23 protein-coding genes and 1 tRNA gene are annotated in these 20477 nt (G+C 60.1%); 9 read left to right on the top strand and 15 right to left on the bottom strand.

What is annotated here, in order from left to right; translation table 11 throughout:
* Position 1 precedes the first annotated feature (1 nt).
* Complete coding sequence (locus A7P95_RS01900) at positions 2-190, bottom strand: hypothetical protein (protein ID WP_067590253.1); 189 nt, start codon at positions 188-190, stop codon at positions 2-4.
* Here A7P95_RS01900 and A7P95_RS11455 point away from each other — a divergent pair, their 5' ends adjacent.
* A complete protein-coding gene (locus tag A7P95_RS11455; protein ID WP_156503463.1) occupies positions 191-436 on the top strand; it encodes a hypothetical protein in 246 nt (81 codons plus the stop codon).
* Here the strand turns inward: A7P95_RS11455 and A7P95_RS01895 are convergent.
* From A7P95_RS01895 to A7P95_RS01875, 5 genes are all read right to left on the bottom strand, one after another.
* Positions 433-891: an Imm26 family immunity protein gene (locus tag A7P95_RS01895; RefSeq protein WP_067590249.1), complete on the bottom strand. Its 459-nt coding sequence runs from the start codon at positions 889-891 to the stop codon at positions 433-435. The genes A7P95_RS11455 and A7P95_RS01895 overlap by 4 nt on opposite strands.
* Positions 892-899: 8 nt before the next feature.
* Positions 900-1142: a hypothetical protein gene (locus A7P95_RS01890; RefSeq protein ID WP_067590246.1), complete on the bottom strand. Its 243-nt coding sequence runs from the start codon at positions 1140-1142 to the stop codon at positions 900-902.
* Positions 1143-1422: 280 nt separating this feature from the next.
* Positions 1423-2538 carry a tRNA guanosine(34) transglycosylase Tgt gene (tgt, locus tag A7P95_RS01885; protein ID WP_067590390.1) on the bottom strand — a complete coding sequence of 372 codons (1116 nt, stop codon included), beginning with the start codon at positions 2536-2538 and terminating at the stop codon, positions 1423-1425.
* 194 nt (positions 2539-2732) lie between these two features.
* Positions 2733-3074: a carboxymuconolactone decarboxylase family protein gene (locus A7P95_RS01880; RefSeq protein WP_067590243.1), complete on the bottom strand. Its 342-nt coding sequence runs from the start codon at positions 3072-3074 to the stop codon at positions 2733-2735.
* Positions 3075-3350: 276 nt separating this feature from the next.
* Positions 3351-3632 (bottom strand): hypothetical protein, encoded by a 282-nt coding sequence (locus A7P95_RS01875; RefSeq protein ID WP_067590240.1) that lies wholly within the window; start codon positions 3630-3632, stop codon positions 3351-3353.
* Positions 3633-3803: 171 nt separating this feature from the next.
* On the opposite strand from A7P95_RS01875, the gene A7P95_RS01870 reads away from it, so the two are divergent.
* The 4 genes from A7P95_RS01870 (at position 3804) to A7P95_RS01855 (ending at position 8001) form a co-directional block, all read left to right on the top strand.
* Entirely contained in the window at positions 3804-4709 is a 906-nt protein-coding gene (locus tag A7P95_RS01870) for a LysR substrate-binding domain-containing protein (protein ID WP_067590238.1), read from the top strand.
* A gap of 55 nt (positions 4710-4764) precedes the next feature.
* A tRNA-Val gene (locus tag A7P95_RS01865) sits at positions 4765-4841 on the top strand.
* A 356-nt stretch (positions 4842-5197) separates the two neighbouring features.
* Positions 5198-7105, top strand: a complete 1908-nt coding sequence (gene thrS / locus A7P95_RS01860) for a threonine--tRNA ligase (protein ID WP_067590235.1) — start codon at positions 5198-5200, stop codon at positions 7103-7105.
* A gap of 305 nt (positions 7106-7410) precedes the next feature.
* Entirely contained in the window at positions 7411-8001 is a 591-nt protein-coding gene (locus A7P95_RS01855; RefSeq protein ID WP_067590232.1) for an NAD(P)H-dependent oxidoreductase, read from the top strand.
* A gap of 100 nt (positions 8002-8101) precedes the next feature.
* Here A7P95_RS01855 and metK read toward each other — a convergent pair whose 3' ends face one another.
* Entirely contained in the window at positions 8102-9271 is a 1170-nt protein-coding gene (gene metK / locus A7P95_RS01850; RefSeq protein WP_067590229.1) for a methionine adenosyltransferase, read from the bottom strand.
* A gap of 15 nt (positions 9272-9286) precedes the next feature.
* On the opposite strand from metK, the gene A7P95_RS11450 reads away from it, so the two are divergent.
* A complete protein-coding gene (locus A7P95_RS11450; protein WP_156503462.1) occupies positions 9287-9481 on the top strand; it encodes a hypothetical protein in 195 nt (64 codons plus the stop codon).
* A gap of 180 nt (positions 9482-9661) precedes the next feature.
* Here the strand turns inward: A7P95_RS11450 and hscA are convergent, their stop codons facing one another.
* Positions 9662-11518 (bottom strand): Fe-S protein assembly chaperone HscA, encoded by a 1857-nt coding sequence (gene hscA, locus A7P95_RS01845; protein WP_067590226.1) that lies wholly within the window; start codon positions 11516-11518, stop codon positions 9662-9664.
* Positions 11519-11717: 199 nt separating this feature from the next.
* Here hscA and A7P95_RS01840 point away from each other — a divergent pair, with 199 nt between their 5' ends.
* The 3 genes from A7P95_RS01840 to A7P95_RS01830 all read left to right on the top strand — a co-directional run bounded on the left by A7P95_RS01840 (position 11718) and on the right by A7P95_RS01830 (position 14162).
* Positions 11718-12698, top strand: a complete 981-nt coding sequence (locus A7P95_RS01840; protein ID WP_067590223.1) for a DnaJ C-terminal domain-containing protein — start codon at positions 11718-11720, stop codon at positions 12696-12698.
* 3 nt (positions 12699-12701) lie between these two features.
* Positions 12702-12995 carry a chaperone modulator CbpM gene (locus A7P95_RS01835; protein WP_067590220.1) on the top strand — a complete coding sequence of 98 codons (294 nt, stop codon included), beginning with the start codon at positions 12702-12704 and terminating at the stop codon, positions 12993-12995.
* 261 nt (positions 12996-13256) lie between these two features.
* A complete protein-coding gene (locus A7P95_RS01830) occupies positions 13257-14162 on the top strand; it encodes a DUF2268 domain-containing putative Zn-dependent protease (protein WP_067590216.1) in 906 nt (301 codons plus the stop codon).
* Between the two features lie 202 nt (positions 14163-14364).
* Here A7P95_RS01830 and A7P95_RS01825 read toward each other — a convergent pair whose 3' ends face one another.
* The 7 genes from A7P95_RS01825 to A7P95_RS01795 form a co-directional block, all read right to left on the bottom strand.
* Complete coding sequence (locus A7P95_RS01825; RefSeq protein ID WP_082890677.1) at positions 14365-14589, bottom strand: SlyX family protein; 225 nt, start codon at positions 14587-14589, stop codon at positions 14365-14367.
* Complete coding sequence (locus tag A7P95_RS01820; protein WP_067590211.1) at positions 14589-15974, bottom strand: Na+/H+ antiporter family protein; 1386 nt, start codon at positions 15972-15974, stop codon at positions 14589-14591. The genes A7P95_RS01825 and A7P95_RS01820 overlap by 1 nt, the downstream gene beginning before the upstream one ends.
* A gap of 438 nt (positions 15975-16412) precedes the next feature.
* Positions 16413-17222, bottom strand: coding sequence for a class I SAM-dependent methyltransferase (locus A7P95_RS01815; RefSeq protein ID WP_067590208.1), 810 nt, complete (start codon positions 17220-17222; stop codon positions 16413-16415).
* A 156-nt stretch (positions 17223-17378) separates the two neighbouring features.
* A complete protein-coding gene (locus A7P95_RS01810) occupies positions 17379-18026 on the bottom strand; it encodes an alpha-ketoglutarate-dependent dioxygenase AlkB family protein (RefSeq protein WP_067590205.1) in 648 nt (215 codons plus the stop codon).
* A 102-nt stretch (positions 18027-18128) separates the two neighbouring features.
* Complete coding sequence (locus A7P95_RS01805) at positions 18129-18326, bottom strand: hypothetical protein (protein WP_067590202.1); 198 nt, start codon at positions 18324-18326, stop codon at positions 18129-18131.
* Positions 18327-19805, bottom strand: coding sequence for a 4-hydroxy-3-polyprenylbenzoate decarboxylase (gene ubiD, locus A7P95_RS01800; RefSeq protein ID WP_067590199.1), 1479 nt, complete (start codon positions 19803-19805; stop codon positions 18327-18329).
* 155 nt (positions 19806-19960) lie between these two features.
* Positions 19961-20455, bottom strand: a complete 495-nt coding sequence (locus tag A7P95_RS01795) for a GlcG/HbpS family heme-binding protein (protein ID WP_067590197.1) — start codon at positions 20453-20455, stop codon at positions 19961-19963.
* Between the last annotated feature and the right edge of the window lie 22 nt (positions 20456-20477).

Raw genomic sequence — 20477 nt, 5'->3', positions numbered from 1 at the left:
GTTATTTTCCTTGTGGTTGTGAGGCGGTGTTGGGCAGGATGTTGAGTTCGGCGGGCTCGCGGCCGAGCTGCCGCTGCACGGTGGCGCGGATGATGCCCTGCACTTGGGCGGCGCTTTTGCCGCGCACGGCTTCGGGATCGAAGATGACGATTACTTGCGACATTTCGCCGTCGCGCGAGTTCACCAGCACTTGCGGTTCGCTGCCGAGCTGGGGTTTGAGGGCGGCGGAGATTTGCTGCGCCTGCTCGGCGGATTGCTGGGCTGGGTCGGCAGGGGCGCAGCCGGCGAGGGCGGCGGCGAGCAGCAGGGCGGCGGGGCAAGTGGAGGAGGGGCATTGTATCGGCGGCGGGGGGATTTTGCCACACGGGGCGGGAGGCTACCTGAAAAATCGGGGATTGAACGAAGCGGCAGTAAACGGGATGCGGAATGGGCTTAGGCGGCATCATACCCGCCCGTTGCCAAGAAGTCGGCAATGCCGTACACCGAGCAGATGTATTGCGTGTTCCAGTTGCCGCGTTCTTCGTGGCTGATTTTGCGGACGCTGCGGCGGGGCGGCATACAGTCAGGATAGCGGTGCAGGGTGTTGGCGATGACGAAATAAAAATTCCGCTTTGCGTCATCACTCAACGGACGGTGCCCGATAACCGGCCATGTGCCGTTTTTGAGCAGGTGGTTGCCGGTGAACAATACGCGCTGGCGCATGGTTTCCGCCCAATTCATCGGCAGCAAATAGTGCGTGTTTTCAGGTAGCGTTTGGTCTTGCCTAATCGCCAGCACGCCCATCACCAGCCTGCTGTAATGGGAAAATACCACTTGGGCGATACCGAAACGTCCGTCTGCCAAGGGAACGGCGAAAATATCGCCGGATTGGATTTTTTGGGGTTGGGGCATGGGTTTCCTCAGAGTTTATCTTTGTACCACCGCTCTGCCGCAGCGGTTACCGCCGCCGCCAACTTTTCTTCTATGGCATCCCGCACGGCTTGAATTTGGCGTTTGGCGGCACTGCGTGCCACCGCATGGCTGCTGCCGAAGCGTTTGGCGGCTTCCTGCTGTGTGAGCAGGTTTTTGATGTCTTTGCGGCTTTTGTCGGTAATAGCGGGAAAATAGGCGGCAGCGGTTTCATAATCAGGCCAGTTCCGCATAAATCCTGCCCAGCAGGCGGTTGCGCTCGTCGCAGGATGGGTTCGCTTCCAGTTCGTCCGCCAGCTCAAACAGGCCGCGGTGTTTTTTGTTTGCGTTCGGCATAAGGCAGCCGGCAAAGTTCGTTGATTTTGGCGAGATATGCTTGTTCGTTGTCCATTGCCTTGTCTGTATCCGATTAGGTGGCTACCTGATTTTTATGAGGCTACCTGAAGATGAGGTGAAGCTTAAAGCAAATGCTTTCAGGAGGCGGAAAAGGATTTTCAGGTAGCCTCTTGCCGTTTAATCCGTGCCCCGCGCGCGGTGTTCGTGGAACTGCGCCTGCCAGTTGGCGAATTGGCTCTGTTCGATGGCTTCGCGCATTTCGGCCATGATGGTTTGGTAGAAATGCAGGTTGTGGATGGTGTTCAACTGCGCGCCCAAAATTTCGCCGGCGCGGTGCAGGTGGTGCAGGTAGGCGCGGCTGAAATGAGTACAGGCGTAGCAGGTGCAGGCTTCGTCGAGCGGTCGGGTGTCGTGTTTGTGCTTGGCGTTTTTGATTTTGATGTCGCCGAAGCGGGTGAACAGCCAGCCGTTGCGGGCGTTGCGGGTAGGCATGACGCAGTCGAACATGTCGATGCCGTGCGCCACGCCGTACACCAAGTCTTCCGGTGTGCCGATGCCCATCAGGTAATGCGGTTTGTGTTCGGGCAGCATGGGGCCGACGGCGCGCAGCATACGGTACATTTCGGGCTTGGGTTCGCCCACCGATAAGCCGCCGATGGCGAGGCCGGGGAAGTCGAGCTGTTCCAGCCCGCGCAGGGACTGTTCGCGCAGATCTTCGTACATTGCGCCCTGCACGATGCCGAACAGGGCATTCGGGTTGTTCAAATCTTCAAAGGCTTTTTTGCTGCGCTCCGCCCAGCGCAGGCTCAGTTGCAGCGATTTTTCGGCTTGCTCGCGCGTGGCTTCGCCGGGCGTGCATTCGTCGAGCTGCATGGCGATGTCGGAGTTGAGCACGGTTTGGATTTTCATGGAGATTTCGGGCGAGAGGAAGAGTTTGTCGCCGTTAATCGGGCTTTTGAAGGTACAGCCTTCTTCGGTGAGCTTGCGCATGTCGGACAGCGAAAATACTTGGAAACCGCCGGAGTCGGTGAGAATCGGTTTGTTCCAGCCGATAAATTGGTGCAGGCCGCCGAATTGTTCGATGACTTCCAATCCGGGACGCAGCCACAGGTGATAAGTATTGCCCAAAATGATTTGGGCATTGATGTCGTGCAGATTTTGCGGGGTCATGGCTTTGACCGAGCCGTAGGTGCCCACGGGCATGAACACGGGCGTTTCGATGCTGCCGTGGTTGAGTTCGAGCGTGCCGCGCCGGGCGTGGCCGTCTTTTTTGTGCAGGGTGAATTTGAGCATGGGAAGCGTGGTGGGAATGAAACGGTAATGGCGGCGGATTATAAAGGATTTGCCGGGCGCTGCGGTGGGAAGGGCGAAAACGGGGTGCGGCAATCATTTCAGGTAGCCTCTGCTGCGGCAAGGGCTACCTGAAAAATCCCGCCCAAATAAAAACCGCCCTCGCAGGCGGTTTATCTATAGTAAAAGTGGGCAACTTATTCGATGCCGAACGCGCCGCCGGCTTCCAAGGCTTGCAGCGAGTAGGCATAGGCCGCGCCGGCGTTCATATAGACGGCGGTGGCGAGCGCGCCGGCGATTTCGCTTTCGGTTGCGCCCGCTTTGGCGGCGGCTTCGGCGTGGATGGCGATGCAACTGGTGCAGTGGTTCACCACGGCCACGGCGATGGCGATGAGCTCGCGGGTTTTCGCGTCGAGGGCTTCGGCGGCGATGGCTTGTTCCAGCGCGCCGATGGCGGCAATCATTTTGGGATGCTTTTTGCCCATTTGGGCGAAGGCGGCCTTCACATCGGCATTGTGCGTTTTCCAGTCTTGGAACATGGCGGCTTCTCCTTGTTTAGGGTGGGTATCGGGTTTTCAGGTAGCCTTTCCTGCCCTTGCAGAGGCTACCTGAAAATATCTGTGGCGGGTTTTTCCGCCGGTTTGGCTTTGCAGAAATCCTGCCTTCTTTAAAAGTAAGCGCAGCCCGCATCGGTGGGGTGTTGCAAGGCACGCACGCGGTTTTTCCGTTTTTCAGGCTGCCCTAGCCGTGCGGATCTCCGCATCCGCCGCACCGAATCCGTGCGTACCGGCTTTCAGGCTGCCTGAAACCCGCGCTTAGGCCGTTTCGTAAATCCGGATGTCGGGCGCGGCGGCAAACAGCGGCGAGAGCTCGCGCACCACGTCCTGTTTAAACAGCTCGGTGTCCAGATACGCCTTGGCGTTGGCGGCGGTGTCGAAACCGTGCAGCACCTGCACGTCTTCGTCGCGCACCAGCAGTTCTTTGGATTGCGCGCCCGCGATGTCTTTCAAAAACGGGGCTTTGTATTTTTGGTACACCGCAGCGGCGGCGGGGCGGTTTTCGGGATTGATGAACAAGGTGATTTGCAGATAGACCATGTCGGTCTCCTCAGGTTGGGTTGAACGGTTTACGCAAAGGAAAACTTTCGCCTGCTATAATCCCAATCGGATGAGCGGCAGGCCGTTTCCCTTTGCACAAAGTGTATTATAGACTTGCTGCCCGCAGAAACAACGCATAAAAACTTTAACCGACATAAAGAAAATCTTGCCATGAAAATCGCCTTTCTCAACGCCCTGCGCGCCTTTGAAGCCGCCTGCCGCCACCGCAGTTTTTCCGCAGCGGCACAGGAACTGAACGTAACCCCCGCCGCCGTCGGGCAGTTGGTGAAAAGTTTGGAAGACTATTTGGGCAGGCCGCTGTTTGCGCGGCAGAGCGGCGGGCGCACGCGGCTGGTGCCGTCCGACAGCGCATTGGACGCGCTGCCCGATATTCAGGCGGGCTTCGGGCGGCTGTCGCAGGGCTGGCAGAAATTGCAGGCGCAGCACAACCACAGGCTGGCCGTTACCGCCAGCCCCGCCTTTGCCGCCAAATGGCTGCTGCCGCGCTTGGAGCGTTTTCAGGCTGCCTGCCCCGACATTGATTTGTTCCTGAACACCAGCCCGCGCTACACCGATTTTCTGGCGGAACACATCGACATCGACATCCGCTACGGTCGGGGCGGCTGGACGGACGTGGCCGCCGAAAAATGGTGCGGCGAAACCGTGTTCCCCGTCTGCTCGCCCGCCTTCGCCGCCGCGCACGACATCCGCCGCCCCGCCGATTTGCTCGCCCTGCCGCTCATCCACGACGACACGCTGCCGCCCGACAGCGGTTTTGCGGACTGGGCGGACTGGTTTTCCTCCGGCCTGCCGCAGCCCGCCGCCAAAGGGCTGCACATCAACAATTCCGCCGCCGTGTTGCAGGCGGCGGCAGACGGCGCGGGCATTGCGCTGGCACGCAGCATCCTAGCGGCAGACGACCTTAAAGCCGGACGGCTGGTGCGCCTGTTCCCCGAAATCTCCGTGCCCAGCCCGCTGGCCTATTATCTGGTGTACCGTGCGGAAAGCTGCAACCTGCCGCAGGTGCGGGCGTTTCGGGAGTGGCTGCGGGGGGAGGCTGGCGGGGCGGCGGAATAGGCGGCCGCGCCTTTCCCAAGCCGTGTGGAATCGGCTATAATCCGCCCTTCGACACAGGCACGTAGCTCAGTTGGTTAGAGCATCACCTTGACATGGTGGGGGTCGTTGGTTCGAATCCAATCGTGCCTACCAGAATTCGTGGAACAACAGGGGTTTCTGGGAAACTTCGGTTGTTCCTTTTTGTTTGATGCTATAAAGAAGCCGCCGCTTGATTTTCAGGTAGCCTGTGCCTGCATGGAGGCTACCTGAAAATCAGCTTTGCCGCCCGCCCGCCGCCGAACCGTTTTGCCGGAAAGCCCCATGCGCTGCCCACGCCCCGTGCCCGCCCTGCTGCTCACCCTGGCCGCTTTGGCCGCGCTGGCGGTTGCCGGCCTGTTTCTGCTGTTTTACTTTTTCGGCTTTGCCTGAACGCCTTGCCCGCACACGGAATCAAGGCTACCTGAAAATCCACTCATCTTTTTATTAAACCAAACAGAAAGCAACCCATCATGCCCCAAATCAACATCACCCTGCCCGACGGTTCTGTGCGCCAATACGAAGCCCCCGTAACCGTTGCCCAAATTGCCGCCTCCATCGGCTCCGGCCTGGCCAAAGCCACCGTGGCCGGCAAAGTGAACGGCATCCTGCGCGACGCCTGCGACCCGATTACCGAAGATGCAACCGTGCAAATCATCACGCCGAAAGACAAGGAAGGCGTGGAAATCATCCGCCACTCTTGCGCCCATTTGGTGGGCCACGCTGTGAAGCAGCTCTATCCCGACGCCAAAATGGTGATCGGCCCCGTGATTGAAGACGGCTTCTATTACGACATCGCCACCGACAAGCCCTTCACCCCCGAAGACATGGCCGCCATCGAAGCGCGCATGAAAGAGCTCATCAACCAAGACTACGACGTGGTCAAAATCATGACCCCGCGCGCCGAAACCATCCAAATCTTCAGCCAGCGCGGAGAAGAATACAAACTGCGCCTGATTGAAGATATGCCCGAAGTGCAGGAAATGGGCATGTATCACCACCAAGAATATGTAGACATGTGCCGCGGCCCGCACGTGCCCAACACCCGCTTTTTGAAAAACTTCAAGCTCACCAAGCTGGCCGGCGCCTACTGGCGCGGCGACAGCAACAACGAAATGCTCCAGCGCATCTACGGCACCGCCTGGGCCAGCAAAGAAGAGCTCAAAGCCTATATCCAGCGCATCGAAGAAGCCGAAAAACGCGACCACCGCCGCCTCGGCCGCCAGCTCAACCTCTTCCACCTGCAAGACGAAGCCCCTGGCATGGTGTTCTGGCATCCGCGCGGCTGGACGCTGTGGCAAACCATCGAGCAATACATGCGCCGCGAATTGCAGGCCGCCGGCTACCAAGAAGTGAAAACCCCGCAGATTCTCGACAAAAGCTTCTGGGAAAAATCCGGCCACTGGGAAAACTACAAAGACAATATGTTCGTGACCAAATCGGAAAAACGCGACTACGCCGTGAAACCGATGAACTGCCCCGGCCACGTGCAAATCTTCAACCACGGCCTGCGCTCCTACCGCGACCTGCCCATGCGCCTGGCCGAATTCGGCTCCTGCCACCGCAACGAGCCCTCCGGCGCCCTGCACGGCCTCATGCGCGTGCGCGGCTTCGTGCAAGACGACGCCCACATCTTCTGCACCGAAGACCAGATTGCCGACGAAACCCGCGCCTTCAACCAGCTGGTGATGAAGATTTACCAACGCTTCGGCTTCGAGCACGTGAGCATCAAGCTCTCCCTGCGCCCCGAACAGCGCGCCGGCAGCGATGAAACCTGGGATAAAGCCGAAGACGGCCTGCGCCACGCCCTCACCGCCTGCGGCGTGGAATGGGAAGAGCTGCCCGGCGAAGGCGCCTTCTACGGCCCCAAAGTGGAATACCACATCAAAGACGCGCTCGGCCGCTCCTGGCAGTGCGGCACCATCCAGCTTGACTTCGTGCTGCCCGAACGCCTCGGTGCCGAATACGTAACCGAAGACAACGGCCGCGCCCGCCCCGTGATGTTGCACCGCGCCATTTTGGGTTCGATGGAGCGCTTCATCGGCATTTTGATTGAAGAGCACGCCGGCTCGTTCCCGCTGTGGCTCGCGCCCGTGCAGATGGTGGTGATGAATATTACCGAGAAACAGGCCGATTACTGCCAAGAAGTGGTGGCCAAACTCCAAGCCGCCGGCTTCCGCGCCGAAGCCGACCTGCGCAACGAGAAAATCGGCTACAAAATCCGCGACAACAGTCAATACCGCTACCCCTACCAGCTCGTGGTCGGCGAGAAGGAAAAAGAAAACGGCCAAGTGGCCGTGCGCCGCAAAGCCGAAGACTTGGGCAGCATGAAGCTGGAAGACTTTATCGCGCACCTGCAAGCCGAATTGGCAGCGGGCTAAAGGGCGGGAGCAGAAAGCACTCCGCGCTGTATTCTCACTGTATTGCAGCTAATTTTCAGGTAGCCTCCAACTGGGTGAGGCTACCTGAAAAATTTTGGGCGCATAGGTCGGGCATTGATGCCCGATTTTTTCTGGCACGGATTGGCCGGGCATCCATCCCCGGCCTGGGGTTTCTGTTGACAGCCCGCAAACGGAAGGCAGACAATTTTTCAGGTAGCCTTAGGCTGCGTGAGGCTACCTGAAAATATAGCGATACTTGCCCGATTTGCTTTCTTTAACCGTGTCTTTGATCAAGGAGGTTTGTCATGAAAGTTTTGGTTAATCTGTTCCATCCGCACCTTGAGCGCTCTGTGGTAAATCGTGCTTGGGCGGAGCGGCTTGCCAGCCAGCTCGGCATCACCCTGCGCGACCTGTATGCACTCTACCCCGACGGTAAAATTGATGTGGCCGCCGAACAGCAGGCTTTGGCCGAACACGACCGCTTGGTGTTTCAGCACCCGTTTTATTGGTATTCCACTCCGCCGCTGATGAAGCAGTGGCTCGACGACGTGCTGACCTATGGCTGGGCATATGGCCCGGGCGGCAACGCGCTGGTGGGCAAAGAGTGGCTGTCGGTAATTTCAACAGGTGGGCCGGCAGACTCCTATCAGGCGGGCGGCTACAACCGCTTTTCTATGAGTGAGTTTTTGAAGCCCTTGGTGCAGACGGCCTCTCTTCTGCAAACCGTGTTCCTGCCGCCGTTTATTTTCCACGGCGCGGTGGTGGTCGATAGTGAAGCGGTGCGCGCTTCTGCCGATGCGCTATTGGACTACATTCGCAACCCGCTGCTTGATCCTCAGAAGAAGCTGGCAGCGTTGCAGGCCAAAATGGAAAGCGAAGGCGTGAAGCTGGAATAGCTTTGCTGAACGGTCATACAAAAGAGGCTACCTGAAAACCGGCTTGGCTCGTTTTCAGGTAGCCTCTAATTTGTTTGGCAAACCGCGTTTGCAAACGGGTTTACAAGCCGGCGGCCGCCCTCAATGCCGCAGCCTTATCGGTGCGCTCCCAGGTGAACTCGGGCTCCTCGCGGCCGAAATGGCCGTAGGCGGCGGTTTTGCCGTAGATGGGGCGCAGAAGGTCGAGCATTTGCACGATGCCTTTGGGGCGCAGGTCGAAGTGTTCGCGCACGATGGCGATGAGCTTGTCTTCGCTGATTTTGCCGGTGCCGAAGGTGTCGATGGCGATGGAGGTGGGCTCGGCGATGCCGATGGCGTAGGACACTTGGATTTGGCATTGGGTGGCCAGGCCGGCGGCCACGATGTTTTTCGCCACGTAGCGGCAGGCGTAGGCGGCGGAGCGGTCTACCTTGCTCGGGTCTTTGCCGGAGAAGGCGCCGCCGCCGTGCGGGGCTGCGCCGCCGTAGGTGTCCACAATGATTTTGCGGCCGGTGAGCCCGCAGTCGCCCTGCGGCCCGCCGATCACGAAGCGGCCGGTGGGGTTGATCAGGTATTTGGTGTTCTCGGTGAGCATTTCGGGCGGCAGCACGGGCTTGATGATGTGTTCGATTACTTGGCGGCTCAGCTCTGCATGGCCGATGTCGGGACTGTGCTGGGTGGAGAGCACCACGGTGTCGATGCGTTTCACTTTGCCGGTTTCGCTGTCGTACACGGCGGTGATTTGCGCTTTGGCGTCGGGGCGCAGCCAGGGCAGCAGGCCGCTTTTGCGCACTTCGCTTTGGCGCTGCATCAGGCGGTGGCTGTAGTAGATGGCAAACGGCATCAGGGTGGGGGTTTCGTCGCAGGCGTAGCCGAACATCAGGCCTTGGTCGCCCGCGCCTTGGTTGAGGTCGAGGCCTTCGCCTTCGTTCACGCCTTGGGCGATGTCGGGCGATTGCTGGTCGTAATACACGCCCACGGCGCAGCCGTTGGCATCGAAGCCGAGCTCGGAGGCGTTGTAGCCGATTTTGGCGATGGCTTCGCGCGCCATTTTGATGTAGTCCACATGCGCGGTGGTGGTGATTTCACCGGCGAGCACGCACAGGCCGGTGTTCACCAGCGTTTCGGCGGCCACGCGGGCGGTGGGGTCTTGCGCCAATACGGCATCGAGGATGGCGTCGGAAACCTGGTCGGCCACTTTGTCGGGATGGCCTTCGGATACGGATTCGGAGGTGAAGAGGTATTCGCTCATGATTTGCTTTCGGGTTTGGCTTGGCAGAACCAAGTGGTGAAATGGGGTGCGGCGGGCAATAAAAAATCCCGCGCCGGGCGGGAATGCGGATTGCCCAGCCTGGTGTTTCAGACGAGCCACATCGGCCTAAATCCGGCCGTCCACCTTACGCGCCGTTTGGGCGGGCAGGTTGGCATGGAATCCCAACTCTTAATGCGCTGTGGATGGTAGCAAATCCGGCTGCGGGCGGCAAGCGGGGATACGGGATTTAACTTGGCTGCCGTGGCGGCATCAGATGTTTGTTGCCGTTTTGTTTTCCGCCGTGCGGGAACGAGCTTGGAGTGGCTTTTCAGGTAGCCTTTTGGCGGGAAGAGGCTACCTGAAAATATTCCGACTTAAGCGTGATGCAGCTTAAATATCGTTCACATTTTGCCCGGCGAGGGCGCGCTGGATGTTGCGGTCCATGCGTTTGGCGGCGAAGTCGTCGGTGTGCTCGGCGAGGGCGGCGGTGGAGCGGCGGATGGCGGCGGCGGCGGCGTGGGCGAGCAGGGTTTGCAGGGTGGCGATTTCGGCGCGGATGGCGGCAAGGGCGGCATCGTCGAGCAGGTCGCCGTCGAGCGCCAGTGCGGCTTCAACGGCGCCAATCAGGCTTTCGGCTTCCACCACGGCTTCGGCGCGGGCGCGGGCTTCGGCGTCGCCGCCGGCATTTTGGATGCTGTCGGTGAGCATTTGGGTGATGGTTTCGTCGCTGAGGCCGTAGGAGGGCTTCACTTCGATTTGCGCCTGCACGCCGGTGGTTTGCTCGCGGGCGGACACGGAGAGCAGGCCGTCGGCGTCGATTTGGAAGGTAACGCGGATGCGGGCGGCGCCGGCCACCATGGGCGGAATGCCGCGCAGGGTGAATTTGGCGAGGCTGCGGCAGTCGGCCACGAGCTCGCGTTCGCCCTGCACCACGTGGATGGTCATGGCGGTTTGGCCGTCTTTGAAGGTGGTGAATTCTTGGGCGCGGGCTGTGGGCAGGGTGCTGTTGCGCGGGATGATTTTTTCGGCCAGCCCGCCATAGGTTTCCAAGCCCAAGGATAGGGGCGTAACGTCGAGCAGCAGCCAGTCGCTGTCGCGCTTGTTGCCGGCGAGCACGTCGGCCTGCATGGCGGCGCCCAGCGCAACCACTTGGTCGGGGTCGAGGTTGTTGAGCGGGGTTTGGCCGAAGAAGTTGGCCACGGCCTGCTGCACGTGCAGCATACGGGTGGCGCCGCCCACCATGATGACGCCGTTGATGTCGGCCTTGCTCAAGCCGGCGTCTTTCAGCGCCTGCTTCACGGGCACGAGGGTTTGCGCTACGAGGTGCTGGGTGAGGGCGTGGAATTGGGCGCGGGTGAGGGTGGTGTCGATGGGGGTGCCGTCACTCAATACGGCTTGGATACGGCTTTCAGGTAGCCTGCTGAGCTCTTCTTTGGCACGGCGCACGAGGCTGAGCAGCAGGCGGCTGTCTTGGGCGTTGGTGATGGAGAGGCGGTTGATTTCGATGAGGTGGCACAGCATGCGGTGGTCGAAATCGTCGCCGCCGAGCGCGGAGTTGCCGCCGGTGGCCTTCACTTCAAACAGGCCTTTGGAGAGCTGCAACACGGATACGTCAAACGTGCCGCCGCCGAGGTCGTATACCACGAAGGTGCCTTCGGCGGCGTTGTCGAGCCCGTAGGCGATGGCGGCGGCGGTGGGCTCGTTGAGCAGGCGCAACACGTTGAGCCCGGCAAGGCGGGCGGCGTCTTTGGTGGCCTGGCGCTGGGCGTCGTCGAAATAGGCGGGCACGGTGATGACGGCGCCCACCAGCTCGCCGCCCAGGGATTGCTCGGCGCGGGTTTTGAGCGCGCGCAGGATGTCGGCGGAGACGTCGATCGGGGTTTTGGCGCCTTGGCGGGTTTGCAGGTCGATGAGCTGGTCTGACCGGCCGAAGCGGTAGGGCAGGTGGCTGGTGTCGATGTCTTCCAGTTTGCGGCCAATCAGGCGTTTGGCGGAGCTGATGGTGTTGGAGGGATCGGCGGTTTGGCTTTGCAGCGCCAAGAGGCCGGTGGTGATTTGGCCGTTGGCGCCGTAGCGCACCACGGAGGGCAGCAGGAAGCGGCCGTTTTCGTCGGGCAGGCAGGCAGCGTGGCCGTTTTTCACGGTGGCCACCAGGCTGTTGGTGGTGCCCAGGTCGATGCCGACGGCGAGGCGGTGTTGGTGCGGTGCGGCGGAAAGGCCGGGTTCGGCGATTTGCAGGAGGGCCATGGCGTGTGTTGTGTTTGTTGTGCGGATAATGGCGCGTATTTTAGCATATTAGCCGAGTGAATCGGTCGGGATTGCGGGAGGAAGACTACCTGAAAAATTCAGGTAGCCTTCCAGCTGCTGCCGAACCTGCCTTGCATATTGATTTTCCCGGCCCCAGCCCCATCTGTTTGCCAATTCATTCTATAGAATCTTTACTGTTATGAGTGCCAATCAGAAAAACTACTACGACATCCTCGGCGTGGCCAAAGACGCCAGCCTGGCCGACATCAAAAAGGCCTACCGCAAGCTGGTGCGACAATACCACCCCGACATCAGCAAAGACCCCGATGCCGACCAAAAAACCAGCGAAATCAACCTCGCCTACAACACCCTGAAAGACCCGGAAAAACGCGCCGAATACGACGAAATGTTGGCTAACCCATTCGGCCGCGCCGGTAGCGCCTACGGCGGCGCGGGCGCAGGCGCAGGCGGTTTCGACCCCGGCCAAGGCTTCGGGCAATACTACCATTTCGACAGCCGCCACTTCGGCGACGGCCAGCCCTTCGGCAGCGGCGATTTCCGTTTCGACGACATCTTCTCCGCCTTTGGCCATGCCGGCGCAGGCCGCCAGCAGCGCCAAGCCGGCCCCGTCCACGGCGAAGACCAGCACGCCGAACTGAGCATCGACATCGCCGCCGCCTATGCCGGCAGCGAACGCGCGCTCAGCCTCGACATGCCCACCCTCACCGCCGACGGCCAAATGGCCTACGAGCGCAAAACCCTGCAAGTGAAAATCCCCAAAGGCATCAGCGAAGGCCAGCAAATTCGCCTACGCGGCCAAGGCCTGCCCGGCTTCAACGGCGGCGAACACGGCGACCTCTACCTCAAAGTCCGCTTCCGCGAGAGCGACACGCTGTATGTGAAAGATGGTAAGGACGTATACCAGCGCATCGACGTGCTGCCCTGGGTGGCCGCCATCGGCGGCAAAACCGCCGTCGACACCCCCGCCGGCAAGCTCAACATCAGCATTCCCGCCAACAGCCGCAGCGGCCAAAACCTGCGCCTCAAAGGCAAAGGCATCCCCGCCAAAGAAGCCGGCGACCTCTACCTCGTTATCAACATCGTGCTGCCCGAAGCCCACAGCGAAGCCGACCGCGCCGCCTGGCAGCAACTGGCCGAACACTACGGCGTGAAAGGATAAACCATGAACCGCGAACCAGACATCCAGCTCAGTTTCCAAGAAATCGTGCGCGCCTGCGATGGCGACGCCGATTGGGTGGTGAACGTGATTGAAGAAGAAATCGTATCCGTGCAGGGCAGCCCGCAGCAGGCCGGCTTCAGCGGCTGGCAGCTCGCCCGCATCCGCCGCGCCCGCCGCATCAGCCGCGACTTCGAGGCCAGTGTGCCCGCCACCGCGCTGATTTTGCAACTGCTCGACGAATTGGAAACCCTGCGCAAAGGCCGTGTGGGCGGCACAAACCGCGACTTGCCGCTGTAAGGCCTGGGTTGGCAAATAAGCGAAAAGGCTACCTGAAAATTTTTCAGGTAGCCTGCTACTTTAGCTTTGCGGAAGCTTCGTTTTATAGTGAATTAACAAAACCAGTACGGCGTTGCCTCGCCTTGCCGTACTATTTGTACTGTCTTCGGCTTCGTCGCCTTGTCCTGATTTTTGTTAATCCACTATACTTGTGTGGGAACCGCGCTTTCAGATGGTCTGAAACCCAAGTGCAGGCAGCTTGATCAAAAAAGGGGAAATCCCATGAACATCAACATCATCCGTTCCGATCGCGTATACCATGAATTATTAGATTTGCCCCCAGCCGAACGGGAAAACCACTTTATCGCCCGGGTGCTTTGGCCGTTCAAAGACAAATTCCAAACGCAAAACATGCCGCTGAAAGCCAAAGAACCCGGCCGCTTCGATGCCATACGGCTCTTGGGCTGGATGCACCTGATGCCCGCCGACATCACCGAAGCCGACCGCCCCGCCGTTGCCGCCATTGCCGACGACGCACTTTGGCAAACCTGCCGCAACACCGTGCAAACCAGCCTTGCCCTGTTGGACGCGCACCGCCCGCTACCCGTGCGCGACTACACCTTCACCATCCTGTTCGGCAGCCCGAAAAGCCGCATGCTCGCGCTGAACAAAGGCTATCTCGGCGACGGCGGCATTCCCGGCTACATCATGATGAGCATCCTGCCCAACGCTTACACCCTGCCGCGCCTGCAAGCCGCCATCGCCCACGAATGCAACCACAACGTGCGCTTCCAGTTTGCCAAATGGAGCAGCAAAACCACGCTGGCGGACTGGGTGGTCAGCGAGGGGCTGGCGGAATCGTTTGCGGCGGCACAATTCGGCAGCCGGTTCATCGGCCCGTGGGTGAGCGAAACCGATGCCGCCACGTTGGAGAAAATCAAGCCCGTGATTTCCGCGCGGCTGGGCATGACCGGCATGGCGGAGATGACCCCCTATCTTTACGGCGATGAAATCGCCGCGCTGCAAGGCCACCAGCCGGTCGGGCTGCCCTACGCGGCGGGCTATGCCTACGGCTACCACCTGGTGCAGGCCTATCTGGCCGCCACGGGCAAAAGCATTGTGGAAGCCACCTTCGCGCCCACGGCGGAAATTTTGGCGGGGGCGGGGGATTTTTGCCGGGCGGGATAAGGGTTTACTGGCTGCACTCTATCGAAAAAGGCTACCTGAAAATTATTTTTCAGGTAGCCTTTACTGTATCGGGCTGCTTCGGTAATTGGGTGAAATAGATATAGCTTAAATTCGCTGTACTTTGCCGTCCTTGCCGTAAGCATAAAAGGCTACCTGAAAAATAATTTTCAGGTAGCCTTTTGCTTGATACGCTTAGCCGTGATCAATAATGCGGCGGGATTTCGGCAGCGGGGTTGAAGGGCTGGCTCTGCCTGGCGCCGTCTTTTTCTTGCAGGCGGCCGTAGAGCAACCGTAGCTGCGCCTGTTGCAAATCCAAATCTTTTTGCAATCGGGCAACGGTGCCGCTCAGGCTGTCGAGCAGCTCGTTTTGCAGGGCGGCTTGGATTTCCAGCTCCTCCAGCCGGGCGGCCAGTTCTTCGCGTTCCATCACAGCACCATGGCGGCAATCCAGCCGGCGGCCATCAAGGGCAGGTTGTAGTGGATGAAGGTGGGGATCACGGAATCGTAGATGTGGTCGTGCTGGCCGTCCACATTCAGGCCGGAGGTGGGGCCGAGGGTAGAATCGGAAGCGGGCGAGCCGGCATCACCCAGCGCGCCGGCGGTGCCGATGATGGCCACGGTGGCCAGCGGCGAGAAGCCCATGCCCACGCACAGCGGCACATAAATGGCGGTGATGATGGGCAGGGTGGAGAAAGAGCTGCCGATGCCCATGGTTACCAGCAGACCCACGGCGAGCATGGCCAGCGCGGCCATGCCTTTGCTGCCGGCAAACAGGCTGGCGCTGGCGTCCACCAGCGGTTTGATCTGGCCGGTGGCCTGCATCACTTCGGCAAAGCCCTGCGCGGCAATCATGATGAAGCCGATCATCGCCATCATGCGCAGGCCGCTGTCGAACACGCCGTCCACTTCGCGGCGGCGCACCACGCCGGTGGCCATAAACACGCCGAAGCCCACCATCGCGCCCAAGAGCAGCGCGTCGTCATACACCAATTGCACCACGAAGGAAGCCACAATCGCCACAATCGCCACCACGCTGCGGTAGGTGGAGATTTTCGGCGCGCGCTCGGCAGCCTGCTCGGCGCTCAAGTCCACTTGGTTGTTGGTGTAGTGGCGCGGTTTGCGGTAGTGGATGAAGGCCAGCAAGAGGCCGGCCAGCATGCCGGCGGCGGGAATCGCCATCGCTTCCATCACGTTGATGCCCTGCACGTTCATGCCGGCTTTCTGGATGTTGCCCAAGAGGATTTGGTTTAAGAAAATCGCGCCGAAGCCGTAGGGCAGGAACATATAGGTGGTCACCAAGCCGAAGGTGAGCACGCAGGCCAGCAGGCGGCGGTCGATTTGCAGGCGGTTGAACACCAAAAGCAGCGGCGGCACCACCATCGGGATAAAGGCGATGTGGATCGGAATCACGTTCTGGCTCATGATGCTCATCAGCAGGAGCGCGCCGATCAGCCCCCATTTGATGCCGTTTACGGCGGAGGGAATTTGGTCGCGGCGGGTTTCACCGCCCATTTTGCGCACCACTATGCCGGCGAGCTGATAAGGCAGGCCGGAGTGGGCGATGGCCATGGCAAACGCGCCCAGCATGGCGTAGGAGAGCGCAATTTTCGCGCCGCCGGAGAGGCCGCTTTGGAAATGCGTGATCACGCCCTGCCTGATCACTTCGTGGGTGTTCGGATCGGTTACATCGGCCAGCGGCAGCCCGGCGGCCAAACCGCCCACAAATGCGCCGATCACCAAGCTCAATACGACGTGTACCCGCGCTGCCGACAAAATCAGCATCACCAGCACCGCCAAGACAACGGCATTCATAGTGTTTTCTCCTTTCCTGCGCCTCAATCCGCATCCGCCAAAAACGAAAGCCAAAGCCCGATTTCCCCTGATTGCGCCGGTGTAGCGCCCGATGTGGAGAAATAAGGGCTTTAGCTGGGTATGGCCGGCCGGATGGATGTCGGCCGCAGATTTATTTCATTAATCGGGAAATGAGTATAGCAACGGCAGCGGCAGCGGGCAACAGCCGATTGGCGGTTGGCTAGAAAATTAGCCCGCCGATTCAGGCCGCTAGCGGGGAGGCGGATGCAAACGATACGGCGTGCCCGCTTGGGCGTGCGGGCAGGATGTTTCTGCCAAATGGCTTGATTTGGCAAAGCTTGGTTTGCCGCAGCAGGATGTAAATGAGGCTACCTGAAAAATAAGCTGATTATTTTTCAGGTAGCCTTTTCGCGTGCAGCCTTTTCGCGTGTGCACGGCTTAGGCGATGCGGTAGTGCAGCAGGCGGTAGGAATTGCGGATTTTCGGGATGATGCTCATCAGCCAGTAGGAAAAGCCGATGTGGCGGGCGGCGGGGAAGTCGGTTATGTGTTTGGCGGAGACGAGGTGCAGGTTGTCGACCCAGGCTTCCATTTGCCGGTCATCGTCGCAGGCAAAATCGAAGCGGGCGCGGGCGTGTTTGAGCGAGTCGTGTTTGTCGGAATTCTGCACCATGAAGCTGCCGGCCACGTCGAAGGCGATCTCGCCGCCGGGGAAGCGCCGGGCGAGGTTTTGAAACAGGGTGCGCACTTGGTTTTCGCTGAAATACATCAGCACGCCTTCGAGCACGAAGAGGAAGGGGGAATGCGGATGGCGTTGGCGCAGGTCGTCCATCCAGCCGGTGTTGAAGGCGGAGGCGGCGAGCAGGGTTTCGTTGGGCAGCGGGGGCAGCAGCTTTTCGCGCAGGGCGATTACGTCGGGCAGGTCGAGCTGGTAGAAGGGGGTGTGGGCGGCGGCTTCGCCGAGGCGCTCGCGGCGGCTGTCGAGCCCGCAGCCGATGATTACGGCCACGGCTTCGGGCTTGCGGCGGATGAAGTCGGCGACCACTTGGTCGAAATAGCGGGCGCGCAGGGCGGTGCCGACGCGGCTGTTGCGGGCGTGGCGGAATTTGGAGAAGTCGTAGTCGATTTGCGGCACAAGGCGTGCTGCGGCGGGGTCGTTGAGGATGGGCGCGGGCTCTTGCGCGTCGAGGTATTTCATGTAGAGCGGGATCAGCAGGGTTTCGCTCACGGCATCTTGGATTTTCAGCATGGCGGTTTTCCTGAAGAGGCGGATTGGGGCGGACTTGGCTTGGCGGAAACTGGCCTGGCGGGTTTCAGGTAGCCTGAAAGGGCGCGGGAAGTATTCTTGTGCGGCATTCTACACCGGCGATTGGCGGGGCAACAGGCTACCTGATAAAGCTTGGCTTCAGCGCAGCGGGCTGGCGTCTTTGCCCACATAGATGCGGAACGTGAGGCTCACGCGTTCTTCGCTGATTTTGCTGCTTTTCATCACGGCGTGCTGCCAGTGATGTTGGGTTTCGCCGCGCATCACGACGAGCTGGCCGTGGTGCAGCAGGATTTCGCGTTTTTCACGGGTTTGGTTGTGGCGGAAGGCAAATTTGCGGGTGGCGCCGAAGCTGAGGGAGGCGATGACGGTGTTTGTGCCCAATTCGGCTTCGTCGTCGCTGTGCCAGCCCATGCCTTCGCCGCCGTGGCGGTAGCGGTTGAGCAGGCAGGTGTTGAAAAGGGTGGGGCTGACGGCGTGCAGATGCTGCTCGACGCGTTCTTTCAGCCGCAGCAGGAAGGTTGTCCACGGCAGGGGCTGGCGCGTGATGCCGGAATAGGTGTAGGCCGCGCCGGCTTCGCCGTACCACGCGGTTTGGCGGGCGGTGGTGATGGTTTTGCCGTAGAGCCGCACTTGGTCGTGCCGCCACGGGATTTCGTGCAGCAGGGTGTGCAGGCAGGCATCGGCTTCGGCGGGGGTAAAGATGATGCCGTGGTCGTTGAGGATGCCGTCGCAGGGGAGCAGGTTGGTATGCGGGTCGGCGGAGGCGGGGAAAAGGTCGGGGATCATGTGTTTTTGGGATTTGGGATTTTCAGGTAGCCTTTGGGCAGGGTATAGAGGCTACCTGAAAAATGTATTGCTGTTTTCAGGTAGCCCCTGCCGTTTCACAATTCAAAGCAGCAGGTTGGCACACATCAAGGCCAGCAGCAAAGCCGCTGCCAGCCAAACGCCAATCAGCACCTTGCTGCCTTCGGATAACTGCCCTTGTTTCCAATCCCGTTGCCATTGGCGAACGCTGTCCCGTGCGGCAAGCAGCAGTTCGCCCAAACCGCCGAGCAGCTCCGATATTTTGGATAAGGCACTCATCATCTACAACCCCAACTCCCCCCAAATCGCATCAATCTTCGCCGTAACCGCCGGGTCTTTTTGGATTACCCGTCCCCATTCGCGGTCGGTTTCGCCTGGCCATTTGTTGGTCGCGTCCAAGCCCATTTTGCCGCCGAGTCCGCTGACGGGGCTGGCAAAATCCAAATAATCAATCGGCGTGTTTTCCACCAGCACCGTATCCCGCACGGGATCCATGCGCGTGGTGATGGCCCAGATGACTTCCTTCCAGTCGCGCACGTCCACATCGTCATCCACCACGATGATGAATTTGGTGTACATGAACTGGCGCAGGAACGACCAGCAGCCCATCATCACGCGCTTGGCGTGTCCGGCGTACTGTTTTTTCATGCTGACCACCGCCATGCGGTAGGAGCAGCCTTCGGGCGGCAGGTAGAAATCGGTGATTTCGGGGAACTGCTTTTGCAAGAGCGGCACGAACACTTCGTTCAACGCCACGCCCAAGACGGCGGGTTCGTCGGGCGGTTTGCCCGTGTAGGTGGAGTGGTAAATCGGGTTTTCGCGCATGGTGATGCGCTCGACCGTGAACACGGGGAAATAATCCTGCTCGTTGTAATAGCCGGTGTGGTCGCCGTATGGGCCTTCCAGCGCGGTTTCGTTCGGATGAATCACGCCTTCCAGCACGATTTCTGCGCGGGCGGGCACTTGCAAATCGCTGCCGATACATTTCACCAGTTCCGTCCGCGAACCGCGCAGCAGGCCGGCAAACTGGTATTCGCTCAAAGTATCGGGAACAGGCGTTACCGCGCCCAAAATGGTGGCAGGGTCGCAACCGAGCACGACGGCGACGGGATACGGCGTGTCGGGGTTTTCGCGGCGGAACGCCTGATAATCCAACGCGCCGCCGCGATGCGCCAGCCAGCGCATAATCAGCTTGTTTTTCGCAATCAGCTGCTGACGGTAAATGCCCAAGTTCTGGCGTTTTTTGTGCGGCCCGCGCGTTACGGTCAAGCCCCATGTTACCAGTGGCGCAACGTCTTCCGGCCAGCAGCGCTGAATCGGAAGCTGATACAAATCAACGTCTTCACCTTCCCACACGATTTGCTGACACGGCGCGTTTTTCACCACGTTCGGTGCCATGCTCCAAATGTCTTTCAAGAGCGGCAGCTTGGAAAACGCGTCTTTAATGCCTTTGGGCGGCTCGGGTTCTTTCAGATACGCCAGCGTCTGCCCGATTTCGCGCAGCTTGGACACGCTGTCCGCGCCCATGCCCATCGCCACGCGTTCGGGCGTGCCGAACAGGTTCGCCAACACGGGATAATCATAGCGCGTACCGTCGGGCTTAATCGGGTTTTCAAACAGCAACGCCGGTCCTTCGGCACGCAGCACGCGGTCGGTGATTTCGGTTATTTCCAAATGCGGGGAAACGGGGTGGGCGATGCGTTTGAGTTTGCCCTGCTGCTCGAGCATGGCGATAAAATCGCGAAGGTCTTGGTATTTCATGGTTGATTGTTTCCTAAAGAGGCTACCTGAAAAATGGTTTGGCAGTTTTCAGGTAGCCTGAACGAACGACGGCCATTGTAAACCAAACCGGCCGCGGCAAGGGGAAACAAAACAGCCTGCCGGGGCGGGCAGGCTGTGGGGCAAAACTATTGCGGCTATCTGCGCGGCAGGGCGGCGGCGCCGGCTTTGGCCACGCTTTCGTCTTCGTCTACCGAGCCGCCGCTCACGCCGATGCTGCCGACGATGGTGCCGGAGCGGTCAACCAGCAGTTCGCCGCCGGCAAAAATCACCAGGCCGCCGTTGGTGACTTCGATGCCGTAGAGCTCGCCGCCGGGCTGCGAGGCTTTGCCTAGGTCGCGAGTGGACATATTGAAATAGCGCGCGGTGCGGGCTTTGCGGGTGGCCACGTCGATGCTGCCGATAAAGGCGTCGTCCATGCGCACGAAGGCTTTCAGGTTGCCGCCGGCATCCATCACGGCAATGTTCATCGGCACTTTGATTTCGCGCGCTTTGGCGATAGAAGCCTGCACCACGGCCTGCGCCTGCTCCACGGTGAGGTCGCCGGGCAGGGTTTTGGTGAGGTTGTCGGCCAGGGCGGGGGCGGAAAGCAGGGCGGCGCACACGAGGGCAAAGGGTTTGGTTCTACGCATCTTCTTCTCCTTAAACGGGTTG

It is taken from the genome of Eikenella longinqua (genome assembly GCF_001648355.1).
Lineage (GTDB): Bacteria > Pseudomonadota > Gammaproteobacteria > Burkholderiales > Neisseriaceae > Eikenella > Eikenella longinqua.
This window is presented reverse-complemented; position numbering and strand designations above follow the sequence as displayed.